Below are 23,046 nucleotides of genomic sequence, written 5' to 3'. Positions count from 1 at the left end.
GGGGCCGCATGGATGGGCGTGTTCGCTGCCGGAGGCGTCCGGTGGGCATGACCGTTGCCGCGCGTGTGCGGAAGGCCCTGGCCGGTGTGCGTCAGACGCCGGAAGGATACAGGCATGTCACGTCTTTCTATTTCCCACATACTACCCGGAACGTTGCTCACCATCATTGCCGCACCTGCCGCAGCACAAGCTGCAGATCCGCAGCGTATCGACAGCTCCACCATCCTTGTCGTCGGCGAGAAGGAGAAAACCAGCCTTGATGTTCCCAACGCCACTGGCAGCCGGCTGAACCTCACGCCGCTCGAGACGCCGGCCAGCATCACCACGATCGATGGCGATACGATCCGCGCACGCGGCGATCAGTCGATCGTCGAGGCGCAGACCCGCGCGCCCGGCATCACCAGCGTTGCCAATCTCGGTAACGGGGGCACCGCGCTCGCCGCCCGCGGCTTCTCAGGCCAGGGATCGGTCCTGCAGCTGATCGACGGCGTTCGTCTGTTCCCCGCAGCCGGCACGATCACCTTTCCCACTGACCCTTGGATGGTTGAGCGGATCGACGTGCTGAGCGGTCCGGCGTCCGTCCTTTACGGGCAAGGTGCGTTGGGCGGGGCGGTGAACGTCGTAATGCGCAAGCCGAACACCACGCGCACCGAAGTCGAAGGGGAGGTCGGCTACGGCGCACAGGACAGCGTCCGCGCGGCAGTCGGCGTTGGTGGGCCGACCGGGGAAACATTCGCCTACCGCGTCGATGGCAGCTGGCGCCGCTCGGATGGCTATGTCGATCGCGGCAGCTCGCGCAGTCTCGCGCTGTCCGGCACGCTGCTCTGGATGCCTGCGCCAACGCTTGCTGTCACGTTGCGCGGCGATCACGGCGATCAGCGTCCCATGGCCTATTTCGGCACACCACTGATCAACGGGCGGCTGGACGAGCGTAACCGTGAGGTGAACTACAATGTCGCCGATGCGCGGCTACGCTTCCTCGACAATCGTGGCACGCTGCAGATCGACTGGAAGGCGAGTGAGTGGCTGACCTTCTCCAACATTGCCTATCGGCTGACCAGCGACCGCTTCTGGCGCAATCTCGAGAGCTACGCCTGGTCTCCGCCCACTGGAGCAGGGGCAGGCACGATTAGCCGCAGTGACAATTACGGCATCCGGCACGATCAGACCCAATGGGGTGATCAGGGCAGCGTAACGCTGAAAACCCCGATCGCCGGCGAAATCGGTAACGCGTTGGTGCTGGGGTTCGACGCCAATCTGGTGAAGTTCACGCACGAGAACAACTTCGGCTCCGATCCGCAGGGCAACAGTGTCGACCCATTCGTTTTCGACCCAGGCCTTTTCCTCGACACACAAGGGATCGCGCCGCGGTACAGGACGCGTACCAATGAATACGCCATCTTTGCCGAGGATCGGATCACGCTGGGCGGCGGTCTGTCGGTGGTGGGAGGCCTGCGCTACGAGGAGGATCGCGTCCGCCGCTGGGCGATCTCCTATTCGGACGCCGGCCGAGCCGACACCTTCGCGTTCGATCGCACGTTCCACAATACCACCTGGCGGCTTGGAGCCGTCTGGCAGCCCCTGACGACCCTGTCGCTCTATGCGCAATACGCCACGGGCGTCGATCCCCTCGGCACGCTAACCACCGCCACCACTGGTCAGGTAGCCTTCAGTAACGCACGCGGCGATCAACTCGAGGCCGGGGTAAAGGCTGTGTTCCTGGATGGTCGCGGAACCGCCACGCTCGCGGGCTATCGCATTGTGAAGAAGGGGCTGTTGGCACAGCGGACGCTGTCCAGCCCTGTAGAGCAGGTGGGACAGCGCTCCGCGAAGGGGATCGAAGCGGCGGTGACGCTCGACCTTTCGCAAGGCTTTGGGATAGATGCTAATGGGTCGGTGCTTGATGCGCGCTTCGATGACTTCCTCTCAGGCGGTACCAGCTTTGATGGCAAGACCCCGCCGGGTATCGCGGAGACAATGGCAAACCTCTGGCTGCGCTGGGATGCGTCTCGCCGCCTCCAGGCTCGAGCCGGTCTGCGCTATGTCGGCCGGCGGTTCTCCGACAATGCCAATCGCTTCCGTATCCCCGGCTATGCGACGGTGGATGCGACGCTCTCCTATGCGTTGACGGACCATGTCGCGGTCGATCTGCGCGGCTATAATCTGTTTGACAAGGCCTATGCGATCACCAGCTATGGCGACGAACAGTGGATCCTTGGCCGTCCACGTTCGATCGACGTCGCGCTTCGCGCTGCCTTTTAAGGTGGCGCCTTCTCCTGTCAGGCGGGCGGCTCGACGAGCCATGCTGCGTTGGCTTTTCCTCACCCATCGCTGGGTGGGGATCGCGTCATGCCTGCTCTTTGCGATGTGGTTCGCCTCCGGGCTTGTCATGCTTTACGTGCCGTATCCCAGGCTGACGCCGGCTGCGCGTCTGGTGGGGGCGTCACCCATCGATTGGACGAAGGTTGATGTGCCGGCACCAGTGGAGGCTGGTCAGGCCCGGTTGCTGCTCGAGATGCGCGATGCCGAGCCTGTCTGGCGGATCGAGCATGATGATGGCGTGGTCGACACCATTCCGGCCCGTAAGGGCGCCGTGCTGCCGTTGGTGGACGGCGTCTATGCTCGGCGTGTGGCGTCGCGCTTCGCCGGCCTGCCCCTAGGTACAGCCGAACGACTGTCGCGGGACCAGTGGACGGTCGCCGGCGGGTTCGATCGGCATCGCCCATTGTGGAGGGTCAGGCTGAACGATGCGGATGAGACGGACATCTATGTGTCGTCCAGTACCGGCCTTGCAGTTCAGCGGACGACCAGGTCGGAGCGGTTCTGGAACTGGTTGGGTTCGGTGCCGCACTGGCTCTATCCGACCATCCTTCGCCAGGATAACGCGGCGTGGCGGCAGGTAGTGCTGTGGGTGTCCGGGCCTTATATCGCGGTCGCTCTGACCGGCATCTGGATTGGCATCCTGCGCGTGCGGCCAGGCCGCCGACGCTACAAGGATGCACGCGTCAGTCCTTATCGCGGCTGGATGCTCTGGCACCATGTCAGTGGCCTTGTAGGCGGGCTTTCCCTTCTGACCTGGATCGTCAGTGGCTGGCTGTCGGTTGATCCCGGCCGCTTGTTTGCCGGGACGGCCACGCCAGCTCCGGCGCTACACCGCTATCAATCGCTCGGGCTTATCAAAAACCTTCCTCCAGTCAGCCAGCTGGCGGTTGTTGCGAAAGGCGCTCGAACCGTCGAATTGACCGGCGATGCCGGCCTGCCAAGGCTGACGATTGACCGAGCATCGGATCATCCTCGGTACCTCGATGCCATAGTGCTGCGGCCAGCGACCGAAGCGAGCCCCATTATCGCTGGAGCTGCGCGCACGCTGGTGGCGGATGGTCAGCCTTGGAAGATCGATCGGCTGAGCCAGCCCGATAATTATTGGGCGAGCGGGCAGATGCTGCCGATCCTGCGACTGCGCTTTGACGATCCAGCACGAACCTGGCTCTATATCGATCCAGTGACGGGTGAACTCATCGAACGGCAGGATCGTGCACGCCGTCTGTACCGATGGGTGTTCGACTTCCTGCACACGTGGAATTGGCTGTGGCTGATCGAGCATCAGCCGCTGCGAGATGTCGTCATCTGGCTGCTGTCTATCGTCGGACTCGCTTTGTCAGTCACGGGGGTATGGGTGGGCTTTCGGAAGTTGGGCCGACGAGCAACAGCGTGACGACTGATTGCTGATGTTGTCTTCTGCTTACCTCAGCAGGCGGTCGGGAGCCGTCATTGCATTTCTTAACAAACGTCTGAAGTTCGGAAGCGATCAGGGGTGCCGGGAATGGCCGTTTCTGGGTCTAACCATCTGATTTGCTGAGACACGCTTGTGCCTACGGAACACCGCGAAGGCACCAACGAAAAACCCCAACCGGCGAACCGGCTGGGGTCTATCGAACCCCTAGCTTGCATCGCCGAGGGTCCTGCCGGATCACTCCGGACTTAAGCCTGATGCCCAGCAAGCCGGGCAGCGCAGGAACCCGTCTCATATAAGCCAACGCGGCTTAAGGTTCAATGACGATCCCAATTGCAGCCGAGACGGCCCTGCGCAGTTGTTCAACCTGAGCCTTATCGAGCTCAATCTGATGGTATTGCCGAACGCCGGTTACATGATGCTTGCTGTGTGGCGGATTCAGCCGCGCGTAGCCCACTGTGGCGATCATGTCGCATTTTGCCCAGCGCGGGCTTGGCCCCCATGGATCTGGCACGTCGTTAGGCACCTCGACATGCCATGGCTCGACAGGGGCAGGGGCGGACATCGATAAAGGTACGACGGTCACGAGAGCGTCGCGACGCTTCAGCTTGGGTGAGATCGTGACCGCGAGCCGCCGCTTGATCATCTCAGGAGCTCGAAAACCAGTCGTGTAGTCACAGATGACGATCGTGCCCGGTCGCGGGTGATAAGGAAGCGGCATGGACACTGGTAACGTGCCGTTCGGTGCGGCACCAGCTCTCGCCTCGGTCGGGCGGCCAAGCTGTCGACGCTGCTTGGAACATGAACAGATGGCCGAACTTGGGAAGCGGGCGGGGCGGTCTGAATGACTGGTAATGGGTCGTCGTGGCGGGAGGGCAGGGCGGTCGCTCTCGCTCCATGTTGCCGCTTGACCGGTTGGCGGGGCATACCCAGGACCACTTACTCGATCATAGGCGCTCTGATGGTGCCGTTGGATAGGAAAAAATCGGTATGGCATTGCTCTGGCTCATAGGCCTCCAGGCTGCGGCTACCTGGAGTCCTCCCGCTCAGGCGGCATGGTCAGGGGACAAGCCTCCGATCGAAGTCCGGTTGCATGCGTCTACCTTGTCCATGCGGGGGGAGGCGCTCATTGAGGTCGATCTTACCGCCAAAGACAACACCTTTGCCGTATCACCGTTTCTGCAACCCTCACGGGGCATTGCGTTTGAGGTTATCTCGGAAGACGGGCGACCAGTGGCGCCTGCCGAGCCGATGGTAGGTTCACCGCCCCCGCCTCCTTTGGAGGCAAAGGAGCTGACCGCTGTATCGGTCGCAACGCCTTACCGTGTCTTCACCCACGAACGCGCAAAAACAATCTTCCCGGGAGCAGGTCGATACAGAGTGAGAGCCCGGATATTCTTCTTCAATTTCCCATCCGAGCCAGTCCATTATGCCCAACTAGTATCGGATACGATAACGGTGAACGTGACTAAGTAGAACGCGGCCGTGCCGCTCGTGACGGTGGCCTTTGTTGGACAACGTCTGAAAAGTCGGCCGCTATCAACCGAAACGATCACATTGGTCAGTGAATGTCAGGATTGGCAAGCTGATCATTAGCGTTGATGAACGAGCTTCTGCAGTTGGAATGTCGGAAGGGTGTCCCGAGTGACCGGTTGTGGGTCATGTAGGCCGCTGCTTTGCTTTGGATCGATCAGCCTTCCACAGCCTGCTTCGACACAGGCGTTTTCGGCTTGACGTAGCGGTCGAGCCAGTCGGTCATCTGCCAGAGCGTCTCCTCCGTCGACTCGAGCGCGCGGTAGCCGTGCGGCTCATTGGGGAGGACGACGTAGCGGACGGTGGCACCGTTGCCCTTCAAGGCAGCGTACATCCGCTCCGACTGGATCGGGAAGGTACCGCTGTTGTCGTCAGCGCCGCCATGAATGAGGAGGATCGGCTCCTTTATCCGGTCGGCGTAGGTGAAGGGCGACATCTCGGTATAGGTCGGCGTTGCCTGCCAGTAGGTGCGCTGCTCGGCCTGGAAGCCGAAGGGAGTCAGCGTACGGTTGTACGCGCCCGAGCGCGCGATGCCGGCGCGGAACAGGTTGGTGTGGGCCAAGAGGTTGGCGGTCATGAACGCTCCGTAGCTGTGGCCGCCGACCGCCATCCGCATCCGGTCACTGACGCCCAGTTTCGCCACTGCATCCACCGCGGCCTCCGCATCCTCGCGGAGCTGCTTGACATAGGTGTCGTTCGCCTCGGCTCCGCCCTCGCCGATGATCGGCATCGCTGGGTTGTCGAGGATGGCATAGCCCTGCGTCAGGAGGAACAAGTGGCTGATCCCACGCGGGCGAACGAAGCGGTTACCCTGGTCCACCGTCTGACCAGCGATCTTGGCGTCGGTATATTCGGCCGGGTAAGCCCAAAGCAGCGTCGGGAGCGGGCCATCGCGCTTCGCGTCGTAGCCCGCGGGCAGGTAGAGCGTCCCCGACAGCGGCACACCGTCGGCGCGTGTGTAGGTGATCGTACGCTGGATAATCTCCGCGAACACCGGCGCAGGATCGGGGAAGGCGGTGACCGGCTTAGCGCCGCCTCCCTTGACGGTGCGGATGACGTAATTGGGGGCGACCTTGGCGCTCTCGCGGCGGGTCAGGATGCGCTTGCCCATGTCGTCGAGCATCGCCACCACCGACTCGAAATAAGGCGCCTTTGCCGTCCACAGCCGCGTCTGCTCGCCACCCGCGAGCGGCATCGTGCCGAGGAAAGGAAAGGCACCGCCCTTGGTGGCGCCCTCGCCAGTGACGAAGATGCCGTCGTGCGCGGGAGTGAAGCGCATGACCGGCTTGCCGGCGGCATTCTCCTCGAGAATTGGGCGGCCGGGGTCACCGTACTGGTCCTGATAGTTGCGGGTCAGGAGCATGCGCGCCTGCTCCGGCCGCGAAGGGGCGACCGCCTGGCGATGCTCGGTCCGCGTCCGCCATTCGCGGTCGACGACCATCGCAAAGCCATCGTCACCCCACATCGTCGTCGCATAGCGGGCAGGCGTCTGCACGAGTTCGACCGGCGCGGCGTCGAAGGGCGCGGCCTGCATCATCACCTTGTCGTGGAAGGCCAGCTTGGCGCGGGGGTTGCCGCCGTCGAGTGCTTCCGCCCAGACCAATGTCGCCGGCGCGTCGGAGCGCCACGTCGCCTCGCGCGGGCCCTTCACCGTCGCGTCGAAGTCGACCGGTAGGTCGTCGGCGAGTGGACGGTCGACCAATGTCTTCACTGGCCAGCCGTCGATCGTTGATACCGCGATTTCGGTTGGGAAGAAGCCGGCGGGGAGCAGATAGGAGTACGGACGTTTCAGCCGCTCGGTCAGCAGATAGCGGCCGTCGGGCGAGACGCTGAAGTCGGTAATGAGGCCGGGCGCGCCGATCGGCCGTGCGGTGCCGTCGAGGTCGACGCGGACAAGCTGGCCGCTGAAGTAATAGTCGAACAGCTTCTCATCATGCGCGTCGCCAAGCAGGTCCTCGTAGGTGCGCGCAGCCGAGGTGCGGCCGACGCTTTCCTGGACAATAGGGCCGGTCGGCGTCGTCGGGGCTGCGGGTGCCGCGCCGCGGCCGGCAGGGATGGTGTTGACAATGAGTGCCTTGCTGTCGGGCGTCCAGACAAACGGGGTCCCAAAAGTGCCGTTCGCCCCCTTCGCGATGGTACGGACGGTGCCGTCGCGCTCGGCGACCCACAGCGACAAGCCGTCTGCCTCCTGCACGTAAAAGGCGAGACGAGCGCCGTCGGGCGACCAGTCGGGCGAGGCAAAGCGCGTTCCGGCCGGTAACGCGACCCGGATCGTTCGGCCGGTTCCTACGTCTTTGAAGCTGAGACCGTTCAGCCACTGGACGCGGACTTCGGCTTGGCCATTGGTCACAGGATCGATGCGGTAGCCGCCGAGGCGCAGGATCGACTTCGAGAGGTTGGCGATCGTCGGCAGGTTCTCACGGTCGAGGACCGCGAGGGTGCGGTGATCGGGGCTGAGCGCGACGCCCGGAGTTGGCGGCGTCTCAAGCACTTTGGCGATGGCGTCAGGCGCGCGGTGGTAGCCGGTGTCAGGCGTCTGCGCGGCAGCGGTGGTGGCGAGGAGGAGAGCAACCAGGCAGACACCGACGCGCATTGATAACCCCTTGTTCTGCGATGCACGTTCGTGTGCCACGCGTGGGTGACGCTCACCAGCGAATACCGCAACATGCTTATAGCAAGGACCTGAACGAGTGGCCGAAGTTGGGGAGTGGGGAAGAGGCCACGAACGACCGGAAATGGGTCATCGCGATCAGTATGGCGGAGCCGTACGCGCGCGTTGCTCCCGCGCCGCCTCGGCCCACCAGGCCAGATCGTCGGCGAACCGGGGAAAGGCTTTGGCGAGAGCCGCGCCGCCATCGCCGGTCGGCGTTCCGGTTTCGTCGAGCGCACGACCGATCCCTCCGACGGTGAGTGAGCTGGAGATCACAACCATCCCCATCTCGGTGAGGGTGCCGTGCCAGGCGACGCTAGCGTGCGCGCCCGCCAGTCGCCCGGCGGAATAGCTGGCGATTCCGGCGGGGCGCCAAAACCATTCCTCGAGGAAATGGTCGGTCAGGTTCTTGAGGCCGGGCTGCTGGCCCCAATTATACTCGCCCGTGACGAACACGAAGGCGTCGGCCGCACGGATCTTGGTGGCGAGCTCCTCCAACGCGGGCGGCGCCTCGCCCGTCGGATATTCCTTGTACATGCGGTCGAGCATCGGCAGCCCGACCGCCTTGGCGTCAATCAGCTCGGGCACCGCGCCGCGCTCTGCAAAGGCGCGCATCAGGTAATCGACCAGCCGGATGCCCTGCCGATCGGATCGGTAGGAGCCGTAAAGGATCAGGATACGGTCGGCCATCGTGCTACTCCCATAGTGCGGCGGCCCTATCGTCGGCCTGTCGCGCGCCGCCTTCAACCCTTGGCGGCGACGGCGCCCAATTCCTCGAGGTCGAGGTCATGCTCTAGATCGTGGAGCGTCTCGTCGTCGATCTGGCCGGCGCGATGCAGCCGCACCAGCTCGGCCCGCCCCGCTTCCACCGCCGCTATGATGACGTCGAAATGGCGCGCAATCGCCTGGTTGCGCTCTTCCGGGGTGCCGTCGAATGCCTCGCCCGCGGCGGCGCGCGTACGATAGCGGCGGAGGAGCTGGGGATGGACGATCTCTCCGTTGGCGTCATGGGCTTCGCGCTCGACCGCCGAGAGTTGCGCGCGGAACATCGCATGCTCGGCGGCATGGAGGTCGAGCGGTGGTAGTGCGGCAGGATCCTCCGCCGGACGCGCGTGCTTGATCATCCAGCCGAGCGATGTGCCCTGGACCAATACCGTGACCAGGATCACCGCGAAGGCGGCGACCAGCATCAGGTCGCGCTCTGGCATGGCCGCCGGCAACGACAAGGCCACCGCCAACGTCACCACGCCGCGCATCCCCGCCCAGCTCATGACGAGCGCGGCGCGGCCACCAAGCGGGCGCACCGACGCCAAGCCGATCCGGCGCAGAGCGCCAACGACTGCGTCGGTCGCGAATATCCATACGAAGCGGGCGACGATCACGGCAATGACGATCAGCAGGACCGGGATCGCCATCGTATCGACGATGCGCGACGGATCGCCGACGCGGTCGAGGATCCCGCGCAGCGATAGTCCGATTAGCGTGAAAACCGCCGCCTCGAGGAGGAAGACGAGCACCTGCCAGAAGCCGAGCGCGCGGATCCGAACGCTGGCGCTGAACACGACGTGCTGGAACCAGCCACAGGTCAGGCCGGCGGTCACCACGGCGATCACGCCTGACACGTGGAGCAGCTCGCCGGCGATATAGGCGCTCCAGCACACCAGCATCGTCGCGGCGATCATCAGCGTGTCGTCGCCGAGCCGTCGCAGCAGCAACATCCACAATGCTCCAATGGCGGCGCCGACCGCGATACCGCCGACGACGAGCAGAAAGAAGGTGCCGGTCGCCGCACCGAGGCTGAAGCTGCCGGTCAGCACCGCCGCCACCGCAAAGCGGAAGAGGACCAGCCCGGCGGCATCGTTGAGCAGGCTCTCGCCTTCCAACAGCGTCGACAGGCGGCGCGGCAGGCTGACCTGTTGAAGCACCGCGCGCGCCGACACCGCATCGGGCGGCGACAGGATAGCGCCGAGCGCGACGCAGGCCGCCCAAGGCAGCGCCGGCAGCAGCAGCTTGGCGACCACCGCAACGACTGCAGTGGTGAAGAACACCGCACCGACCGCCAGCGACAGGATGCCGGCCATGTGGCGGCGGAACGGCGCGATCGCGGTGAACCAGGCGCCGTCCATCAGCAGCGGCGGCAGGAAGAGGACGAGGACCAGCTCGGGGTCGATCGCGACCGCGGGCAGGCCGGGGATGAAGGCCACGGCGCCGCCACCGACGATCAGCGCCGCTGCGGGCGGGAGCGAGAGTCGCCGGGCAACGTAATGGAGGCCAACGATCGCCAGGAACATCGCAATGATCAGCTCGAACTCCGCCGCTGCATGCATGTCGCTGCCCCCATTTCGATGACGTAACGAAAGCGTAAAAAGGCCGATCGATCAATATGAACGTGCTGACCGTCTAAGCTTGTGTCGCTGACCGGCCAAGACACATGCCGAAGCGGCGCGGCGCAACATGTACGAACGGCAGCTTTCGGGAAGCGCTTAGAATACCGCGAATGACCGCATGTGGGTCGAATAGGACCCGAGTTAAGACCAGGCTTTAAACGGCGTCATCAAAGAGCAGCTAACAGCCAATATCTCAAAGTGGTCCGGTGCGGACGCAGAACGCCCAACGTTTAAAGAGCCGAAATGCACAAGGCTCGTGCTGACAGCGCCTCCCGCACGCGCGCAAGCGCGGCTGCTTCCGGCGCTGCTTCGCCCATCAGGGCCCAGGCGCCACTGATCGCGAAGGCGCAATGGCCATGGACCGTCGCGATGAGCGAGCGCGACAGGGCGGCAATATCGTCATCGACGTCGCAGCCGACGGCGCGCGCGATCTCCTCGACGACGATGCGGGTCAGCGTGGCGCGGCCGGTTTCGTCCGCCTCGGTCAGGCCGCCATCGGCGGGCAGGCGGTGATCGAAGATCGCGGTCCAGAGATGTGGGTGCGCGCGCGCGAAGCCGAAATAGCCATCGACCAGTGCCGCGATCCGGTCGCCGTCTGGACCGACAGCATCCAGCCGCTCGCCCAGCGACACCGCCCAGTCCGCGAAACTTCGCGTGTTGATCGCCGCAATCAGCCGGTCGGCGGTGCCGAAGACGTTGTGGATCGTGCCGATCGAATAGCCGATCCGCCGCGCCACCTCGCGCGCCGAGAAGCCGGCAAGGCCCGCCTCTGCGATCAGCGTTGATCCGGTCGACAGGATCAGTTCCTCCAATTCGGCGCGGCTGTGGTCGGATCGGCGTCCCATGCGGCGGCTATAACCCTGGAATTGAGCACTGTCTAATATATATATTGAGCGGTGCTTTATTTGTGATACCGTTAGCCGAATCGAGGAGGTCGGCGATGTCGCTGCTGCTGTTGATCGTCTGTTCCGTGGCTCTGGCGTTGCTCTCGCAGGAGGTGCGACGGCTGCGCGAGCGCGTGGACATGTTGGAGGCTGGCGCCACAGCGTCGCCGATCTCGGCAGCGGGGGAGGCGCCGCGAACCGTCTACGTCCCGCCTGAACCGTTCCTCGCGGTGGACCGCGGCGCCTACCGACGGGTGGAGCCGATTGCGGAAGCGGTCGCCTTGCCGCCGGCGCCGGTTGTCGAACCCTCTAAGGAAGCAGACATCGCGGACTCGGCGACGATCGAGACGTCACCGCCGTCGTCGCGCTTCGAGGATGTGTTCGGGCGGCGGCTGCCGATCTGGGCGGGCGGACTGACGCTGGCGGTCGCGGGCGTGCTGATCGTCCGCTATTCGATCGAGGCGGGGCTGCTGTCGCCGTGGGTGCGGGTGGTTTTCGGGCTGATCTTCGGCGCGGGACTGATCGGCGGCGCGGAAGTGGCGTTGCGGCGCGATGCCGTGGTGCGCGATCCGCGGGTGCGGCAGGCGCTGGCGGGCGCGGGGATCGCCACGCTCTATGCGGTGACGCTGGCGGCGGTGCATCTGTACGACCTGATCGGGCCGGGCACGGCGTTCGTTGGGATGGCGCTGGTGACCGTGCTGGCCGGGGCGCTGGCCATGCGCTTCGGGGCGCCGAGTGCGCTGCTCGGGCTGGCCGGCGGTCTGGCGGCACCGGCACTGGTTGGCGCCGGTGCGCCAAACATACCTTTACTGACGCTGTATCTCGCGCTCACCGTCGGCGGGTTGTGCGCGCTGGGGCGGCAACAGCGCTGGTGGTGGCTGGGGGCGCTGGCACTGGTCGGCGGGTTCGGCTGGGGCGCGATGCTGATCCTGGGCGGCGCACTCGATCTTGCGGCGGCGCTGTCGGTCGGTGCCTATACGCTGGCGCTCGCCATCGCGCTGCCGCTGCTGCTGACCGGTGACCGGGCCGCGCTGCTGCGGGCCGGGGCGAGCGTGCTCGGCTGCGCGCAGCTTGCCGCCCTGGTCGCAATGGGCGGGTTCGCGCCGTTGCACTGGGGCGTGTTCGGGCTGATCTCGGTCGCGATCCTGTGGCTGTCACGGCGGGAAGCGGTGTTCGCCGATCTGCCCGCGCTGGCGCTGGGGGTGGCGATCCTACTCGCCTGCGCGTGGCCGGCACCGAGCGTTTGGGAGATGGCGGCGCTGCTTGTCGCGCTCGTCGCGATCCACGCCGTGCCCGCTGCGCTGCGGGTATGGCGTACCGATACCCGCGTGGTCGATGCGCCGATGGTGGCGGCGGTCGCGGTGGCGATCGGCGTGCTGCCGGCGCTGCGCTTCCAAGATACGGGCGTCGTGACGCTGCTCGGTGCGGCGCTGGCCGCCGGCGTGGCGGCGCGAGGATGGCGGGTGGGTGGACGTGCCGATGACGCGCGCTTCGCGACGGTGGCGATCACCGCGGCGGGAATGATCGCGCTGGCGGCGGTGCAGCTGTTGCCGTTGGACGCGTGGGCATCGGTGGCGGCGGTGCTCTGCGCCGGGATGATGACGCTGGCCGATCGGGCGAGCGACCGGCGGATCGAGCGCGCCGCGTGGAGCCTTGGCGCCGCGACGCTGGCGGTCCTGGCGGTCGACGCAGGCATTGGCCGGCTGTTCGGCGAGGCAGGGGGCGGCCATGTCGTGGCGTGGATCGTGCCGGCCTGCATCGCGGCGGGGATGGCACTGCGGGCGCGAGGGCTCCGCGCTGCGGTGATCCAGCCGGCGGCGGTGGCCCTCGGCTATGGCGCGGCGGCGCAGGTGCTGCCGGTCGTGCTGATCCCGCTCGTTCCGGCGGTGCTTCTGGCGGGAATGGCGGTCACGCGTCGCGCCGCCGTGCTGCCGGCGAGTGTTGCGGCGGCGTGCGTCGCGGTCGGCTGGTCGCTGATGCCCCTGGTCGCCTGGGTGCGCCTGGCGGCGATCGCGGCGGGCGGCGTGATGGTGCCCGCCTACGACTGGCCTGCCTTGCTCGACGCAGCGCTGCGGCTGGCGTGCCCTGGCGCCGCGCTGCTCGCCGCGGCCCGGCTCTTGCCACAGCCGGTCGAGGTGCGCCGCGTCGCGGTCGGTGTGGGGGGTGGTCTGCTGGCCATCACCGTGCATGTCGCGCTTCAGCATGCGGTCGGGATCGATAGTCCGGCGAGCTTCGCCGCGCGTACCATGATGGCGGATGCGCTATGGGAATCGCTGCTGGCGCTGGCCGCAGTGGGTGCCTGGCGGTTCGGTGTGCGGGACGTGGCGAGGGTGCTGGGGGCAGCCGCTCTGGCGCATGGCCTGTGGTTCACAGGACTGGTGCTCAATCCGCTGGTCGTGCTCCAGCAGCCGGGGCCATGGCTGGCGCTGTCCTATGGCGTGATGGGGGCGGTCCTGTGGGCGGTGCCTCGCGTCGTGCTTGGGATCGGCCGGCTGCGTGACGGCGCGCTGATGGGAGTGATCGTCGTTGCCGCCTTCACGCTGCTGCGCCAGGTCAGCCATGCGCCGATGCCGCTCTGGACCGGCGCGGGCGCGGGCGAACAGATCGCGCGCTCGATCCTGGCGCTGGTGCTGGCGGGAGCGTTTCTGGGGATCGGCATCCGCCGGCAGGCGCGCGACTGGCGTTTCGCCAGCCTGGCGCTGATGCTGGTCGCGGTGGCCAAGGTGTTCCTGTTCAACGCCGCAGGGCTCGACGGGCTGGCCCGGATTGCCTCGTTCGCCGCGCTCGGCTTCAGCCTGATCGGCGTCGGCTGGCTCTATAGCCACTATCTGCCCGACGCATCGCGTTAAGACTTCACTGCTATCGCCTCATATAAAGGGGAGCTGCCATCATGTCCGCACCAGATCTGTCACTGCTCGGCAAGCGCCGCTTCGCGCCGCTGTTCGTCGTTCAGTTCTTGGGTGCCTTTAACGATAACCTGTTGAAGTTCGCGATGTTGTTCCTCGTCAACTTCACGCTTTACGCTGCGGCGCCGGCGAAGGCGGAGTTGCTGGCGACGATCGCCACCGGTCTGTTCATCCTGCCCTATTTTCTGCTGTCGGGCCTCGCGGGCCAGCTGGCCGACAAGTGGGACAAGGCGGTGCTGGTGCGCGTGGTGAAAGCCGCAGAGGTCGGCATCATGCTGCTGGCGCTTGGCGGCTTCTGGTTCCAGTCGGTGCCGGTGCTGCTCGCCTGCCTGTTCCTGATGGGCGTGCATTCGACGATCTTCGGCCCGGTCAAATATTCAATCCTGCCGCAGCATCTCGATCGTCATGAGCTCATGGGCGGCACCGGCCTGATCGAGGCGGGGACGTTCCTCGCCATCCTTGCAGGCCAACTGGCTGGCGGGCTGATCCCGGCGTGGGAGGGGGGCTGATCGCTGTCGGCGTCGCGCTGCTCGGCTTCCTCGTCAGCCTTTCGGTGCCGAGCGCGCCGTCCCTGGGTTCGGGGGACCCGATCGATCGTAACATCTGGCGCAGCACGATGCAGATCCTGTCGGTCGCGCGCGCCGGGCGGGGCGTGTGGCTGGCGATCCTGGGGATCAGCTGGTTCTTCGCGATCGGCGCGATCCTGCTGTCGGAGTTCGCGCCGCTGGTCAGCGGGACGCTGGGGGCAGGGGGCGGCGTGGTGACGCTGTTCCTGCTCGTCTTCTCGCTGTCGGTGGCGGCGGGATCGCTGGTGGTCAACAGGCTGCTCGGCGGCGAGGTGTCGGCGCGCTACGTGCCGGTCGCCGCGCTGGCGATGGCGGCGTGCCTGATCGAGCTGTGGGTCGCGACGCGCAGCTTCACCGTGACGGTGCCAGACGCCGATGTCGCCGCCTTCCTGGCCAGCGCGGGCAGCTGGCCGATCCTGATCGGGCTGGTCGGCCTCGCCTTTGCGGGCGGCGTGTTCATCGTGCCGCTCTACGCCATCCTGCAGGTCCATACGGATCCCGCCGAACGTTCGCGCGTGATCGCGGCGAACAACATCGTCAACGCCATCGTTACCGTCCTCATGGTCGTGGTCGTCACGCTGTTGCTGGCGACGGGAACCAGCGTGCCCGGCATCATCGGTGCGATGGGCTTTGCGACGCTGGCGATTGCGCTCATCTCGTGCTGGTTGTTGCCGGAGACGGTGTTCAAGGGGCTGGTCCGCTCGCTGCTCGTGCTGTTCTATCGCGTCGATGTGCATGGCGCGGAGTACATGCCGCAACCGGGCGAGCGTGCGGTGGTGGTGGTCAACCACGTCTCGTTCCTCGACGGGCTGCTGCTCGCCGCCTTCCTGCCGGGCAAGCCGACGTTCGCGGTCGCGATGTCGATCGCGAAGGCGTGGTGGGTTTGGCCATTCCTCGGCATGTTCGACGCCTTTCCGGTCGACCCCACCAACCCGATGGCGGCGAAGGCGATGGTCAAGGCGGTGCGCGAGGGGCGGACGCTGGTGATCTTCCCCGAAGGCCGCATCACCGTGACCGGCGCACTGATGAAGGTGTTCGACGGGCCCGGCATGGTCGCCGACAAGGCCGACGCCCCCATCGTGCCGGTGCGCATCGCGGGCGCGCAGTTCACGCCGTTCTCGCGGCTAAAGGGCAAGGTGCGGCTGCGCACCTTCCCGAAGATCGACCTCACCATCCTGCCGCCGCAGCGGTTCGCGGTCGAGGGCGAGACGGCGCGGCAACGCCGGGCCGCCGCGGGCGCGAAGCTGTACGACGTGATGAGCGACATGATCTTCGCGACATCCGACACCGACCGCACGCTCTACCAGGCGCTGATCGATGCGAAGGGCGTGCACGGCGCCCGGCGGCCGGTGGTCGAGGATGTGAAACGCGAACCGATGACGTATGTGCGGCTGCTGACCGGCAGCATCGCACTGGGCCGTCCGCTGGCGGCGCTGACGCAGCCGGGCGAGGCGGTCGGGCTGATGCTGCCCAACGTCAATGCGGTCGTCGCGAGCTTCTTCGCGCTCCAGGGTATCGGCCGCGTGCCGGCGATGCTGAACTACACCGCCGGCCTCGCCAACTTGAAGGCGGCCTGCGTCGCGGCGGAGGTGCGCGCCATCGTCACCGCGCGTGCCTTCGTCGAGCAGGTGAAATTGGGGGAGGTGCTTGCCGGGTTGGAGGCGACGGGCCTTCGCATCGTCTATCTCGAGGATGTCGGCGCCGCGATCGGCACCCTTGCTAAGCTGCGCGCGCTGGCCGCGACGCGTTGGGCGGAGCGGCTGCATCGCCGGCACAATGTGTCGCCCGACGCGCCGGCGGTGATCCTGTTCACCAGCGGATCGGAAGGGCTGCCTAAGGGTGTCGTGCTGACGCATCGCAACCTGCTGTCCAATTGCCTCCAGCTGTCGGCGCGGATCGACTTCAACTCGGCAGATGTCGTGCTCAACGCGCTGCCGGTGTTCCACAGCTTCGGGCTGACCGGCGGCACCTTGCTGCCGATCCTGTCGGGAGTGAAGACGTTGCTCTATCCCAGCCCGCTCCATTACCGCATCGTCCCGGCACTGCCTATGACGCCAATGCGACGATCCTGTTCGGCACCGACACATTCCTGTCGGGCTATGCCCGCATGGCCCACGGTTACGACTTCTACGCGCTCCGCTACATCTTCGCCGGCGCAGAACGGATACGCGACGAGACGCGGCGGACCTATGCCGAAAAGTTCGGCCTGCGCATCCTCGAAGGCTATGGCGCGACCGAGGCGGCGCCGGTGATCGCTGTGAATACGCCCATGCACTTTAGGGCGGGCAGCGTCGGCCGGCTGCTGCCCGGCGTCGAGGCCCGGCTGGAGCCGGTGCCGGGGATCGAAGGGGGCGGCCGCCTGTCTATCCGCGGGCCGAACATCATGGCGGGCTATCTGAAGGCGGATGCACCTGGCGTGCTGCAACCGACGGAGGGCGGGTGGCACGACAGCGGTGATATTGTCACGATCGACGATACAGGCTTCGTGACCATCAAAGGCCGCGCCAAACGATTCGCCAAGATCGGTGGCGAGATGGTGTCGCTCCCTGCGGTCGAGGGCTATGCCGCCAGGCTGTGGCCGAATGCCGAACATGCCGTGGTGACGCGTCCCGACGCGCGCAAGGGCGAGCAGCTGGTATTGTTCACGACGCAGGCGAGCGCGACCGTCGGCGCACTGCAGCAATGGGCGCGAGGCAATGGCATCGCCGAACTATCAGTGCCGAAAGACGTTCGCGTGGTCGAGACGTTGCCAGTGCTGGCCACGGGCAAGCTCGACTATGTCGCCATGGCTGAGTGTGCCGCGGCTGACGGACGCGTCGACCGGACGGGCAATGTTGGTGAGGAAGAGTCCGTGTGATCGGGGCGTAGCGGGGTACAAAAGGCGTTCCGCCCGGGATGGTTCGCGAGCGGGTGGGGCGGTCTGCTCAGATGAACGAGCGGCAGTTATAGGGGCGTTGAAGGTTGTGCTCGACCGACCGATTGTTGGTCAGATTGAAGTTACTCGACTGTTGCTGCCCTATGTCGTCCGTCGCAAGGTGAACCGGGTAATTTCGGATGGTACGCCTAGCCTGAGCGTGAAGCCCGGCCAGAGCCCCGTGCCGTTACTGACATAGAGTGTCATGCCGTCCACCGCGTAACGGCCCGATACGAAGCCGGCATTGCCTCGCGCGACCAGCCGGTCGAGCCCGACGATCATCCCGCCATGCGTATGCCCGGATAGCTGAAGCGCGACGCCGCGCGCGGCAGCCGCAGCCGCGTTGCGTGGTTGGTGGTCCAGCAGAACAATCGGGGCACCAGCGGGCGCGCCGCGGAGCGCTTGTCCAAGGTCCGGTGCCGCTTCACCGGCACCCCGCGCCGACAAGTCGGTGACACCCGCGACGACCAGTTGATCGCTGCCTCGATCGATCACGGCATGACCGTTGGTCAACAAGCGGAAACCCATGGCCGACAGGTGCCGCATCCACTCGCCATAGTTGAAGAAATACTCATGATTGCCCGGGATGGCATAGACCCCGTCGGGTGCGCTCAACCTTCGCAGCGGCTCGACGTCGGCCTGACGCATGGCGAGTGATCCGTCGATGAAGTCGCCGGTTACCACGGTCAGATCGGCGCCGGCGGCATTGGTGCGCTCGACGACCGCCTGCGCCCAGCCTGCCGTGAACACTCGGCTGATATGCAGGTCGGTCAGTTGGACGATGCGGTAGCCGTCGAAGGAGGGTGGCAGGTCATGGACCATGACCGTCACGTCCCTGACCGGCGGGACGCGCAACGCGTTGGCGACGCCGATCGCGGCCAGCACCGCCGCCAGCCCGGCCGCTGCGTATCGTAGCGGAGCGGGTTGATGGATCGCCGCCTGGCGAACCAGCATTGTCGCTACGGTCCCTAGGTCGAGGACCAACTGGAACAATGCGAGCAGGAGCAGTGCGCCGAATGCCCAGTTGAACAGGATCACGAAGGGGCGGGGGAACTCAGGGGCGAACACCGAACCCGACGAGACCCGGCTCCACAGGTGGAATTGCGATGCAGCGAGCATCAGAAGCCCAGTCGCTATTTTCACCCACAGCGGTAGCGGCAACGGCCACAGCCAGCGGCTCAGGACGATCAGCGTGGGCACGGCAAAGACGAGATTGAAGATCGTACTCACTCCAGCTGTCGAGGGCGACGCGATATACAAACGAAGGGTGTGCTGCGAATGTCCGATGGAGGCGGAGCCTCGTATTCTGTTCGTCCGATATGCCCCAACGAGGTCAGATCGCGGAGATGAATGAACGTCTGAAGTTGGGGGACGGAAGAGGAGGTGCGAATGACCGGAAGGTGGGTCGTTGCACCAAATTTCAGGGGTATGTCTCCGCAGGCTCTTACCCGTTGTGTCGTCAGAAAGCTTCGGCTCACTATGCGTGCACCGGTGCGTACATGCGTCAGCGCGTGCTCATAAGCTCGTGCTTTCAGGCGGAAAATGTTCTCTTAAACTGGGCAAGGATAACAGGAGAGGGCGGGATGCATACAACGACGCGTCGCGGGCTGGTTGCCGGCATGGCTGCGATAGGGATCGGTGCGATGGCGAAAGCGACGCCGGTCATAGGAGGCCGCGATCCTGACCTGGGGCCCAACGTCCTGATCGTCGATCCCGGCGAGCCGGGCACGCAGGCGGTAATCGCCCGCTGGTTCGCACAGCAGGAGCGCGCGCATTTCACCGACAGGCGCCAAGCGATCCTGCTCAAGCCAGGCAACCACCGACTCGATATCAATGTCGGCTTCTTCACCCAGGTCGTGGGTCTGGGCACCCTGCCGGACGATGTGACCGTGACCGGCCATGTCCATGCCGAGGCGGACTGGGCCAAGGGCATGGCCCTGGTCAATTTCTGGCGGAGCGTGGAAAATCTGGCGATACGGCCGCCCGACGGCATGGATCGCTGGGCCGTGTCACAGGCCGCCCCCTATCGCCGCGTCCATCTGGCCGGCGACCTGGCGTTGGACGATGGCGGCTGGTCGAGCGGCGGTTTCATGGCCGATTGCCGGGTCGACGGCACGATCCGCTCCGGCACGCAGCAGCAATGGTTCACCCGCAACAGCCATATGGCCGGCTGGGAGGGATCGAACTGGAACATGATGTTCATGGGTGTCGCGGGGGCACCCGCGACGCGTTTCCCGACGCCACCCTATACGACGCTGGGGACCGTGCCCGTGGTCCGCGAGAAACCGTTTCTTTGCGTGGGGCCGGGGGGTGACTGGACCATCTTCGTCCCGGCGCTGCGGCGTGACGTGGCCGGCGTGTCCTGGGATCAGGCACCCGCCGGACGCCACCTGCCGCTGGACGAGGTGCTGATCGCCGATCCGACGACGCCGGTCGCGACGATCAACCGCGCGCTTGCGGCGGGTCACCATCTTCTGCTCACGCCAGGCGTATATCGGCTGCGCGAGCCGCTGCGGGTGGTGCGGGCCGATACGGTCGTCCTCGGCCTTGGTCTGGCAACCCTGCTGGCCGAGGATGGGTCAGCCGCGCTCACCGTCGCCGACGTGGCCGGGGTGACGATCGCCGGGCTGCTGGTCGACGCAGGGCCGCAGAACACGCCAGTGCTGGTGCAGGTCGGGCCACGCGGCGCGGCCGGCAATCATCGCGACAACCCGACCTTGCTCGCCGATCTTTTCTTCCGCGTCGGCGGGGCCACGGTAGGGAATGCCGGGACCTGCCTGGAGGTCAACAGCCACCACGTCATCGGCGACCATCTCTGGATCTGGCGCGCCGATCACGGCGACCGCAATGGCGGTCGGGTCCATGTTGGCTGGGACGAGAGCCGGGCGACCCACGGCCTGGTCGTCAACGGGGATCATGTCACCTGCTACGGACTGTTCGTCGAGCATTTCCAGGGCTGGCAGACGCTGTGGAACGGCGAGGATGGCCGGACCTTCTTCTACCAGAACGAACTGCCATATGATCCGCCGAGCCAGCGCGCCTGGCGGGCGGACTCGCCGCGCGGATGGGCGGCATATAAGGTCGCAAATCACGTCCGCCGGCACCAGGCGGTGGGCATGGGGATCTACGCCAACTTCACCGCCGATCCCTCGATCGTGCTCGCGAGCGCGGTGGAGGTGCCCGACACGCCGGGCGTACGCGTATCGGATGTCACTACGATCTCGCTGGGCGGCGGCAAGGGAACCATCGCGCATCTGGTCAACGATGCGGGAGAGGCCGCGCGGCCGGGCAGCATCCGCCAGACGCTGACCCGATATGCCGGCAAGGGAGGGTAGACCCCGACAGCGCCATGGGCCGAATGGCAGAAGCTGGATGGGGTGAGGCGGGCAGATGAACGTCCACTTACGGGTCTGGCGCATCGTCACCAATAATAGCTAATATGCAGGACCCGCAGGTGTCGCGCCATGGGCCTCAGGACAGATTGATGCGTTGTCCGTCGATGATGAAGATCGTGTTCGACCAGCGCCAGCTTTCGCATGCTCCGGTTCGTGAAATGCACAATGGCGACTGGACCGCCTTTCAGGAAACGCCCGCGCGCGCCCAGACGATCCTGGCAGCGATCGGATCGGCCGAACCCGCACGTGACTTTGGCATGGACCCGCTGCTGGCCGTGCACGATGCCGCCTATCTCGATTTCCTAAAGAGGGCGCATGCCGATTGGCGGGCCGCCGGGCGCGACGGCGATGCGATCGGCTATGCCTGGCCGATCGTCGGGCGCCGCCCGGTCGACCTGTCCCGGATCGACGCGCGGCTTGGCCGCTACAGCTATGACGTGGTGACGCCGATCACTGCAGGCACGTGGGACTCGGCCTATTGGTCGGCACAGTCCGCACTGACCGCGCTTGATGCGGTTGCCGATGGCGCGTCCGGTGCCTTCGCCTTGTGTCGTCCACCCGGCCATCATGCCGGCCGCGATTATTGCGGCGGCTATTGCTTCCTCAACAGCGCTGCCATCGTCGCAGCCGAGGCGCATCGTCGGGGGCTGGGGCCGGTCGCGATCCTCGACGTCGACTATCATCACGGCAATGGTACGCAGGATATCTTCCTGCGCGATCCTTCCATACTGTTCGTCTCGATCCACGCCGACCCGACTGCCGATTACCCCTTCTACTGGGGCCATGCCGACGAGGATGGGGAGGGGGCGGGGCGGGGCGCTACGCTCAATCTGCCGCTGCCGCGCGGAACGGGCTGGGGGACCTATCGCCCTGCACTCGATCGCGCGCTGGCGGCGATCGCGGACTTCGGTACGCGGCTGCTGGTTCTGTCCTTTGGGGCGGATACCTATAGAGGCGATCCGATTTCGCATTTCGCGCTGGAGCAAGATGATTTCGCGGCGCTGGGCGCTTGTATCGCATCAGCGGGGCTTCCGCCCGTGACCGTCATGGAAGGCGGTTATGCCGCGGCCGAACTTGGGGACAATGTCGCCGCCTTTCTCGCCGGCCTGTCATCGCACGGCTGACCCAATTTTGGGAGGCGGCGACAGTTGCGGGCAGGGCGAAGTGATCTTGCCTCGAAGCGGAATGGATGTTCGAGCAGCTCGCGGAGCAGCTCTATTGCGTTCAAAGGCATGGGAACATGTCTTCGACGATCGGGTCGCCCTACGCGCCCTCATGAAATCTCCAGAAACGCGGTAATGGTAAGACGGCCGTGCTCGGGTTTAGGCGATAGATCGCCATCCATGCTGATTGCGCCGCTGTGCAGCAGGTGGCTGCGGTAGAGGAGGGCGCGGTTATATCGCGCCTCGACCATGTCCATGCACTCGAACAATGAGGAATCTCCAGAAATATAACCGTTCGGGACATCTGCCTGCAATTCGGCGTCAAGTGCACTGAAGAACGTTGGTGCCCGCTCCTGGTCGATCGTCTCGAATCCGGTTGCGCGATGCTGGAAGAAAGCCGTCCCATCATGATTGTCGGGGGAGAGATAATGGATAAGGGCGATGCGTTCCCGGCCATATGCATCGACATGGGGAATGCGTTGTCGAACATGCAGTGTCTCGGGCGATTGGGTCACCATCGAAAAGCTTGCATCCAGCACCCGGATTTGTCGGAACGGCCCGAAATCGCGCCCCAACGCACGTGCAATGATAGGAAACTGATGCCGGAGGTACCCGTCCGGCAAGGGGCTCCGGATGCCGGGGTAATGATTACCCGCTGGCTCGAAGGCGCCATTGATCGCAGCGGTCCGAAGCGCATCGGGATCTGCGGAAAATCCATCTATGATCACGAGCGGCTCACCTTGATGGCCAATATGACGAACCATTATGTCAGTTTCCATGATCCGACCTTAGAGCCCAACCGGAAATTAGGTTGAGCGATTTCAGCCAGTTGTGATTCACCGAGGGTTGCGAAGACCACGGGGATCATATGGGCTGGACCGAAACCGCTCGCCGCGAGCATGACAGAAGAAGGCT

Annotated in this window: 14 protein-coding genes and 1 pseudogene; 8 read left to right on the top strand and 7 right to left on the bottom strand. The window is 65.4% G+C overall.

Going from position 1 to position 23,046, the window contains the following annotated elements; translation table 11 throughout:
• The first annotated feature begins 114 nt into the window (after positions 1-114).
• A complete protein-coding gene (locus BRX43_RS17325; protein WP_125996339.1) occupies positions 115-2,262 on the top strand; it encodes a TonB-dependent receptor in 2,148 nt (715 codons plus the stop codon).
• A gap of 40 nt (positions 2,263-2,302) precedes the next feature.
• Complete coding sequence (locus BRX43_RS17320; protein WP_125996338.1) at positions 2,303-3,715, top strand: PepSY domain-containing protein; 1,413 nt, start codon at positions 2,303-2,305, stop codon at positions 3,713-3,715.
• Positions 3,716-4,043: 328 nt separating this feature from the next.
• Here the strand turns inward: BRX43_RS17320 and BRX43_RS20410 are convergent, their stop codons facing one another.
• From BRX43_RS20410 to BRX43_RS17295, 5 genes are all read right to left on the bottom strand, one after another.
• Positions 4,044-4,454 (bottom strand): type II toxin-antitoxin system PemK/MazF family toxin, encoded by a 411-nt coding sequence (locus BRX43_RS20410; RefSeq protein WP_164523658.1) that lies wholly within the window; start codon positions 4,452-4,454, stop codon positions 4,044-4,046.
• A 969-nt stretch (positions 4,455-5,423) separates the two neighbouring features.
• Complete coding sequence (locus tag BRX43_RS17310; protein WP_125996336.1) at positions 5,424-7,859, bottom strand: prolyl oligopeptidase family serine peptidase; 2,436 nt, start codon at positions 7,857-7,859, stop codon at positions 5,424-5,426.
• Positions 7,860-8,015: 156 nt separating this feature from the next.
• Entirely contained in the window at positions 8,016-8,606 is a 591-nt protein-coding gene (locus tag BRX43_RS17305) for an NAD(P)H-dependent oxidoreductase (protein ID WP_125996335.1), read from the bottom strand.
• 53 nt (positions 8,607-8,659) lie between these two features.
• Complete coding sequence (locus tag BRX43_RS17300) at positions 8,660-10,243, bottom strand: Na+/H+ antiporter (protein WP_125996334.1); 1,584 nt, start codon at positions 10,241-10,243, stop codon at positions 8,660-8,662.
• A 290-nt stretch (positions 10,244-10,533) separates the two neighbouring features.
• A complete protein-coding gene (locus tag BRX43_RS17295) occupies positions 10,534-11,148 on the bottom strand; it encodes a TetR/AcrR family transcriptional regulator (RefSeq protein ID WP_125996333.1) in 615 nt (204 codons plus the stop codon).
• A gap of 95 nt (positions 11,149-11,243) precedes the next feature.
• On the opposite strand from BRX43_RS17295, the gene BRX43_RS17290 reads away from it, so the two are divergent.
• From BRX43_RS17290 to BRX43_RS21200, 4 genes and pseudogenes are all read left to right on the top strand, one after another.
• Complete coding sequence (locus BRX43_RS17290) at positions 11,244-14,036, top strand: DUF2339 domain-containing protein (RefSeq protein ID WP_125996332.1); 2,793 nt, start codon at positions 11,244-11,246, stop codon at positions 14,034-14,036.
• A 41-nt stretch (positions 14,037-14,077) separates the two neighbouring features.
• Positions 14,078-14,602, top strand: coding sequence for an MFS transporter (locus BRX43_RS21050; RefSeq protein ID WP_241215036.1), 525 nt, complete (start codon positions 14,078-14,080; stop codon positions 14,600-14,602).
• Positions 14,603-14,709: 107 nt separating this feature from the next.
• A pseudogene (locus tag BRX43_RS21235) lies at positions 14,710-16,623 on the top strand (AMP-binding protein); the annotation flags it as partial.
• Between the two features lie 143 nt (positions 16,624-16,766).
• The gene (locus BRX43_RS21200) at positions 16,767-17,516 is read left to right on the top strand and encodes an AMP-binding protein (protein WP_277600171.1); all 750 of its coding nucleotides are present in this window, start codon (positions 16,767-16,769) and stop codon (positions 17,514-17,516) included.
• A 159-nt stretch (positions 17,517-17,675) separates the two neighbouring features.
• Here the strand turns inward: BRX43_RS21200 and BRX43_RS17280 are convergent, their stop codons facing one another.
• On the bottom strand, positions 17,676-18,803 hold the full coding sequence (locus tag BRX43_RS17280) for a metallophosphoesterase (protein WP_125996331.1): 1,128 nt from the start codon (positions 18,801-18,803) through the stop codon (positions 17,676-17,678).
• Between the two features lie 413 nt (positions 18,804-19,216).
• On the opposite strand from BRX43_RS17280, the gene BRX43_RS17275 reads away from it, so the two are divergent.
• Complete coding sequence (locus BRX43_RS17275; protein ID WP_241215035.1) at positions 19,217-20,908, top strand: adenylyl cyclase; 1,692 nt, start codon at positions 19,217-19,219, stop codon at positions 20,906-20,908.
• A gap of 167 nt (positions 20,909-21,075) precedes the next feature.
• Positions 21,076-22,092 carry a histone deacetylase family protein gene (locus BRX43_RS17270; protein WP_125996345.1) on the top strand — a complete coding sequence of 339 codons (1,017 nt, stop codon included), beginning with the start codon at positions 21,076-21,078 and terminating at the stop codon, positions 22,090-22,092.
• Positions 22,093-22,241: 149 nt separating this feature from the next.
• On the opposite strand, the gene BRX43_RS17265 is transcribed toward BRX43_RS17270, so the two are convergent.
• Complete coding sequence (locus BRX43_RS17265) at positions 22,242-22,910, bottom strand: DUF6445 family protein (RefSeq protein WP_125996330.1); 669 nt, start codon at positions 22,908-22,910, stop codon at positions 22,242-22,244.
• Positions 22,911-23,046 lie beyond the last annotated feature (136 nt).

This window comes from Sphingomonas sp. S-NIH.Pt15_0812, from assembly GCF_003951315.1.
Classification (GTDB): domain Bacteria; phylum Pseudomonadota; class Alphaproteobacteria; order Sphingomonadales; family Sphingomonadaceae; genus Sphingomonas.
The sequence above is the reverse complement of the archived record's forward strand: the minus strand, read 5'-3'. Positions and strand labels throughout refer to the sequence as shown.

Excerpts from the sequence above, each read along its gene's own strand:
- BRX43_RS17325 (WP_125996339.1), top strand. The coding sequence starts at position 115 with ATGTCACGTCTTTCTATTTCCCACATACTACCCGGAACGTTGCTCACC.
- BRX43_RS17320 (WP_125996338.1), top strand. The coding sequence starts at position 2,303 with ATGCTGCGTTGGCTTTTCCTCACCCATCGCTGGGTGGGGATCGCGTCA.
- BRX43_RS20410 (WP_164523658.1), bottom strand. The coding sequence starts at position 4,454 with ATGCCGCTTCCTTATCACCCGCGACCGGGCACGATCGTCATCTGTGAC.
- BRX43_RS17310 (WP_125996336.1), bottom strand. The coding sequence starts at position 7,859 with ATGCGCGTCGGTGTCTGCCTGGTTGCTCTCCTCCTCGCCACCACCGCT.
- BRX43_RS17305 (WP_125996335.1), bottom strand. The coding sequence starts at position 8,606 with ATGGCCGACCGTATCCTGATCCTTTACGGCTCCTACCGATCCGATCGG.
- BRX43_RS17300 (WP_125996334.1), bottom strand. The coding sequence starts at position 10,243 with ATGCATGCAGCGGCGGAGTTCGAGCTGATCATTGCGATGTTCCTGGCG.
- BRX43_RS17295 (WP_125996333.1), bottom strand. The coding sequence starts at position 11,148 with ATGGGACGCCGATCCGACCACAGCCGCGCCGAATTGGAGGAACTGATC.
- BRX43_RS17290 (WP_125996332.1), top strand. The coding sequence starts at position 11,244 with ATGTCGCTGCTGCTGTTGATCGTCTGTTCCGTGGCTCTGGCGTTGCTC.
- BRX43_RS21050 (WP_241215036.1), top strand. The coding sequence starts at position 14,078 with ATGTCCGCACCAGATCTGTCACTGCTCGGCAAGCGCCGCTTCGCGCCG.
- BRX43_RS21200 (WP_277600171.1), top strand. The coding sequence starts at position 16,767 with ATGGCCCACGGTTACGACTTCTACGCGCTCCGCTACATCTTCGCCGGC.
- BRX43_RS17275 (WP_241215035.1), top strand. The coding sequence starts at position 19,217 with ATGGCGAAAGCGACGCCGGTCATAGGAGGCCGCGATCCTGACCTGGGG.
- BRX43_RS17270 (WP_125996345.1), top strand. The coding sequence starts at position 21,076 with ATGAAGATCGTGTTCGACCAGCGCCAGCTTTCGCATGCTCCGGTTCGT.
- BRX43_RS17265 (WP_125996330.1), bottom strand. The coding sequence starts at position 22,910 with ATGGAAACTGACATAATGGTTCGTCATATTGGCCATCAAGGTGAGCCG.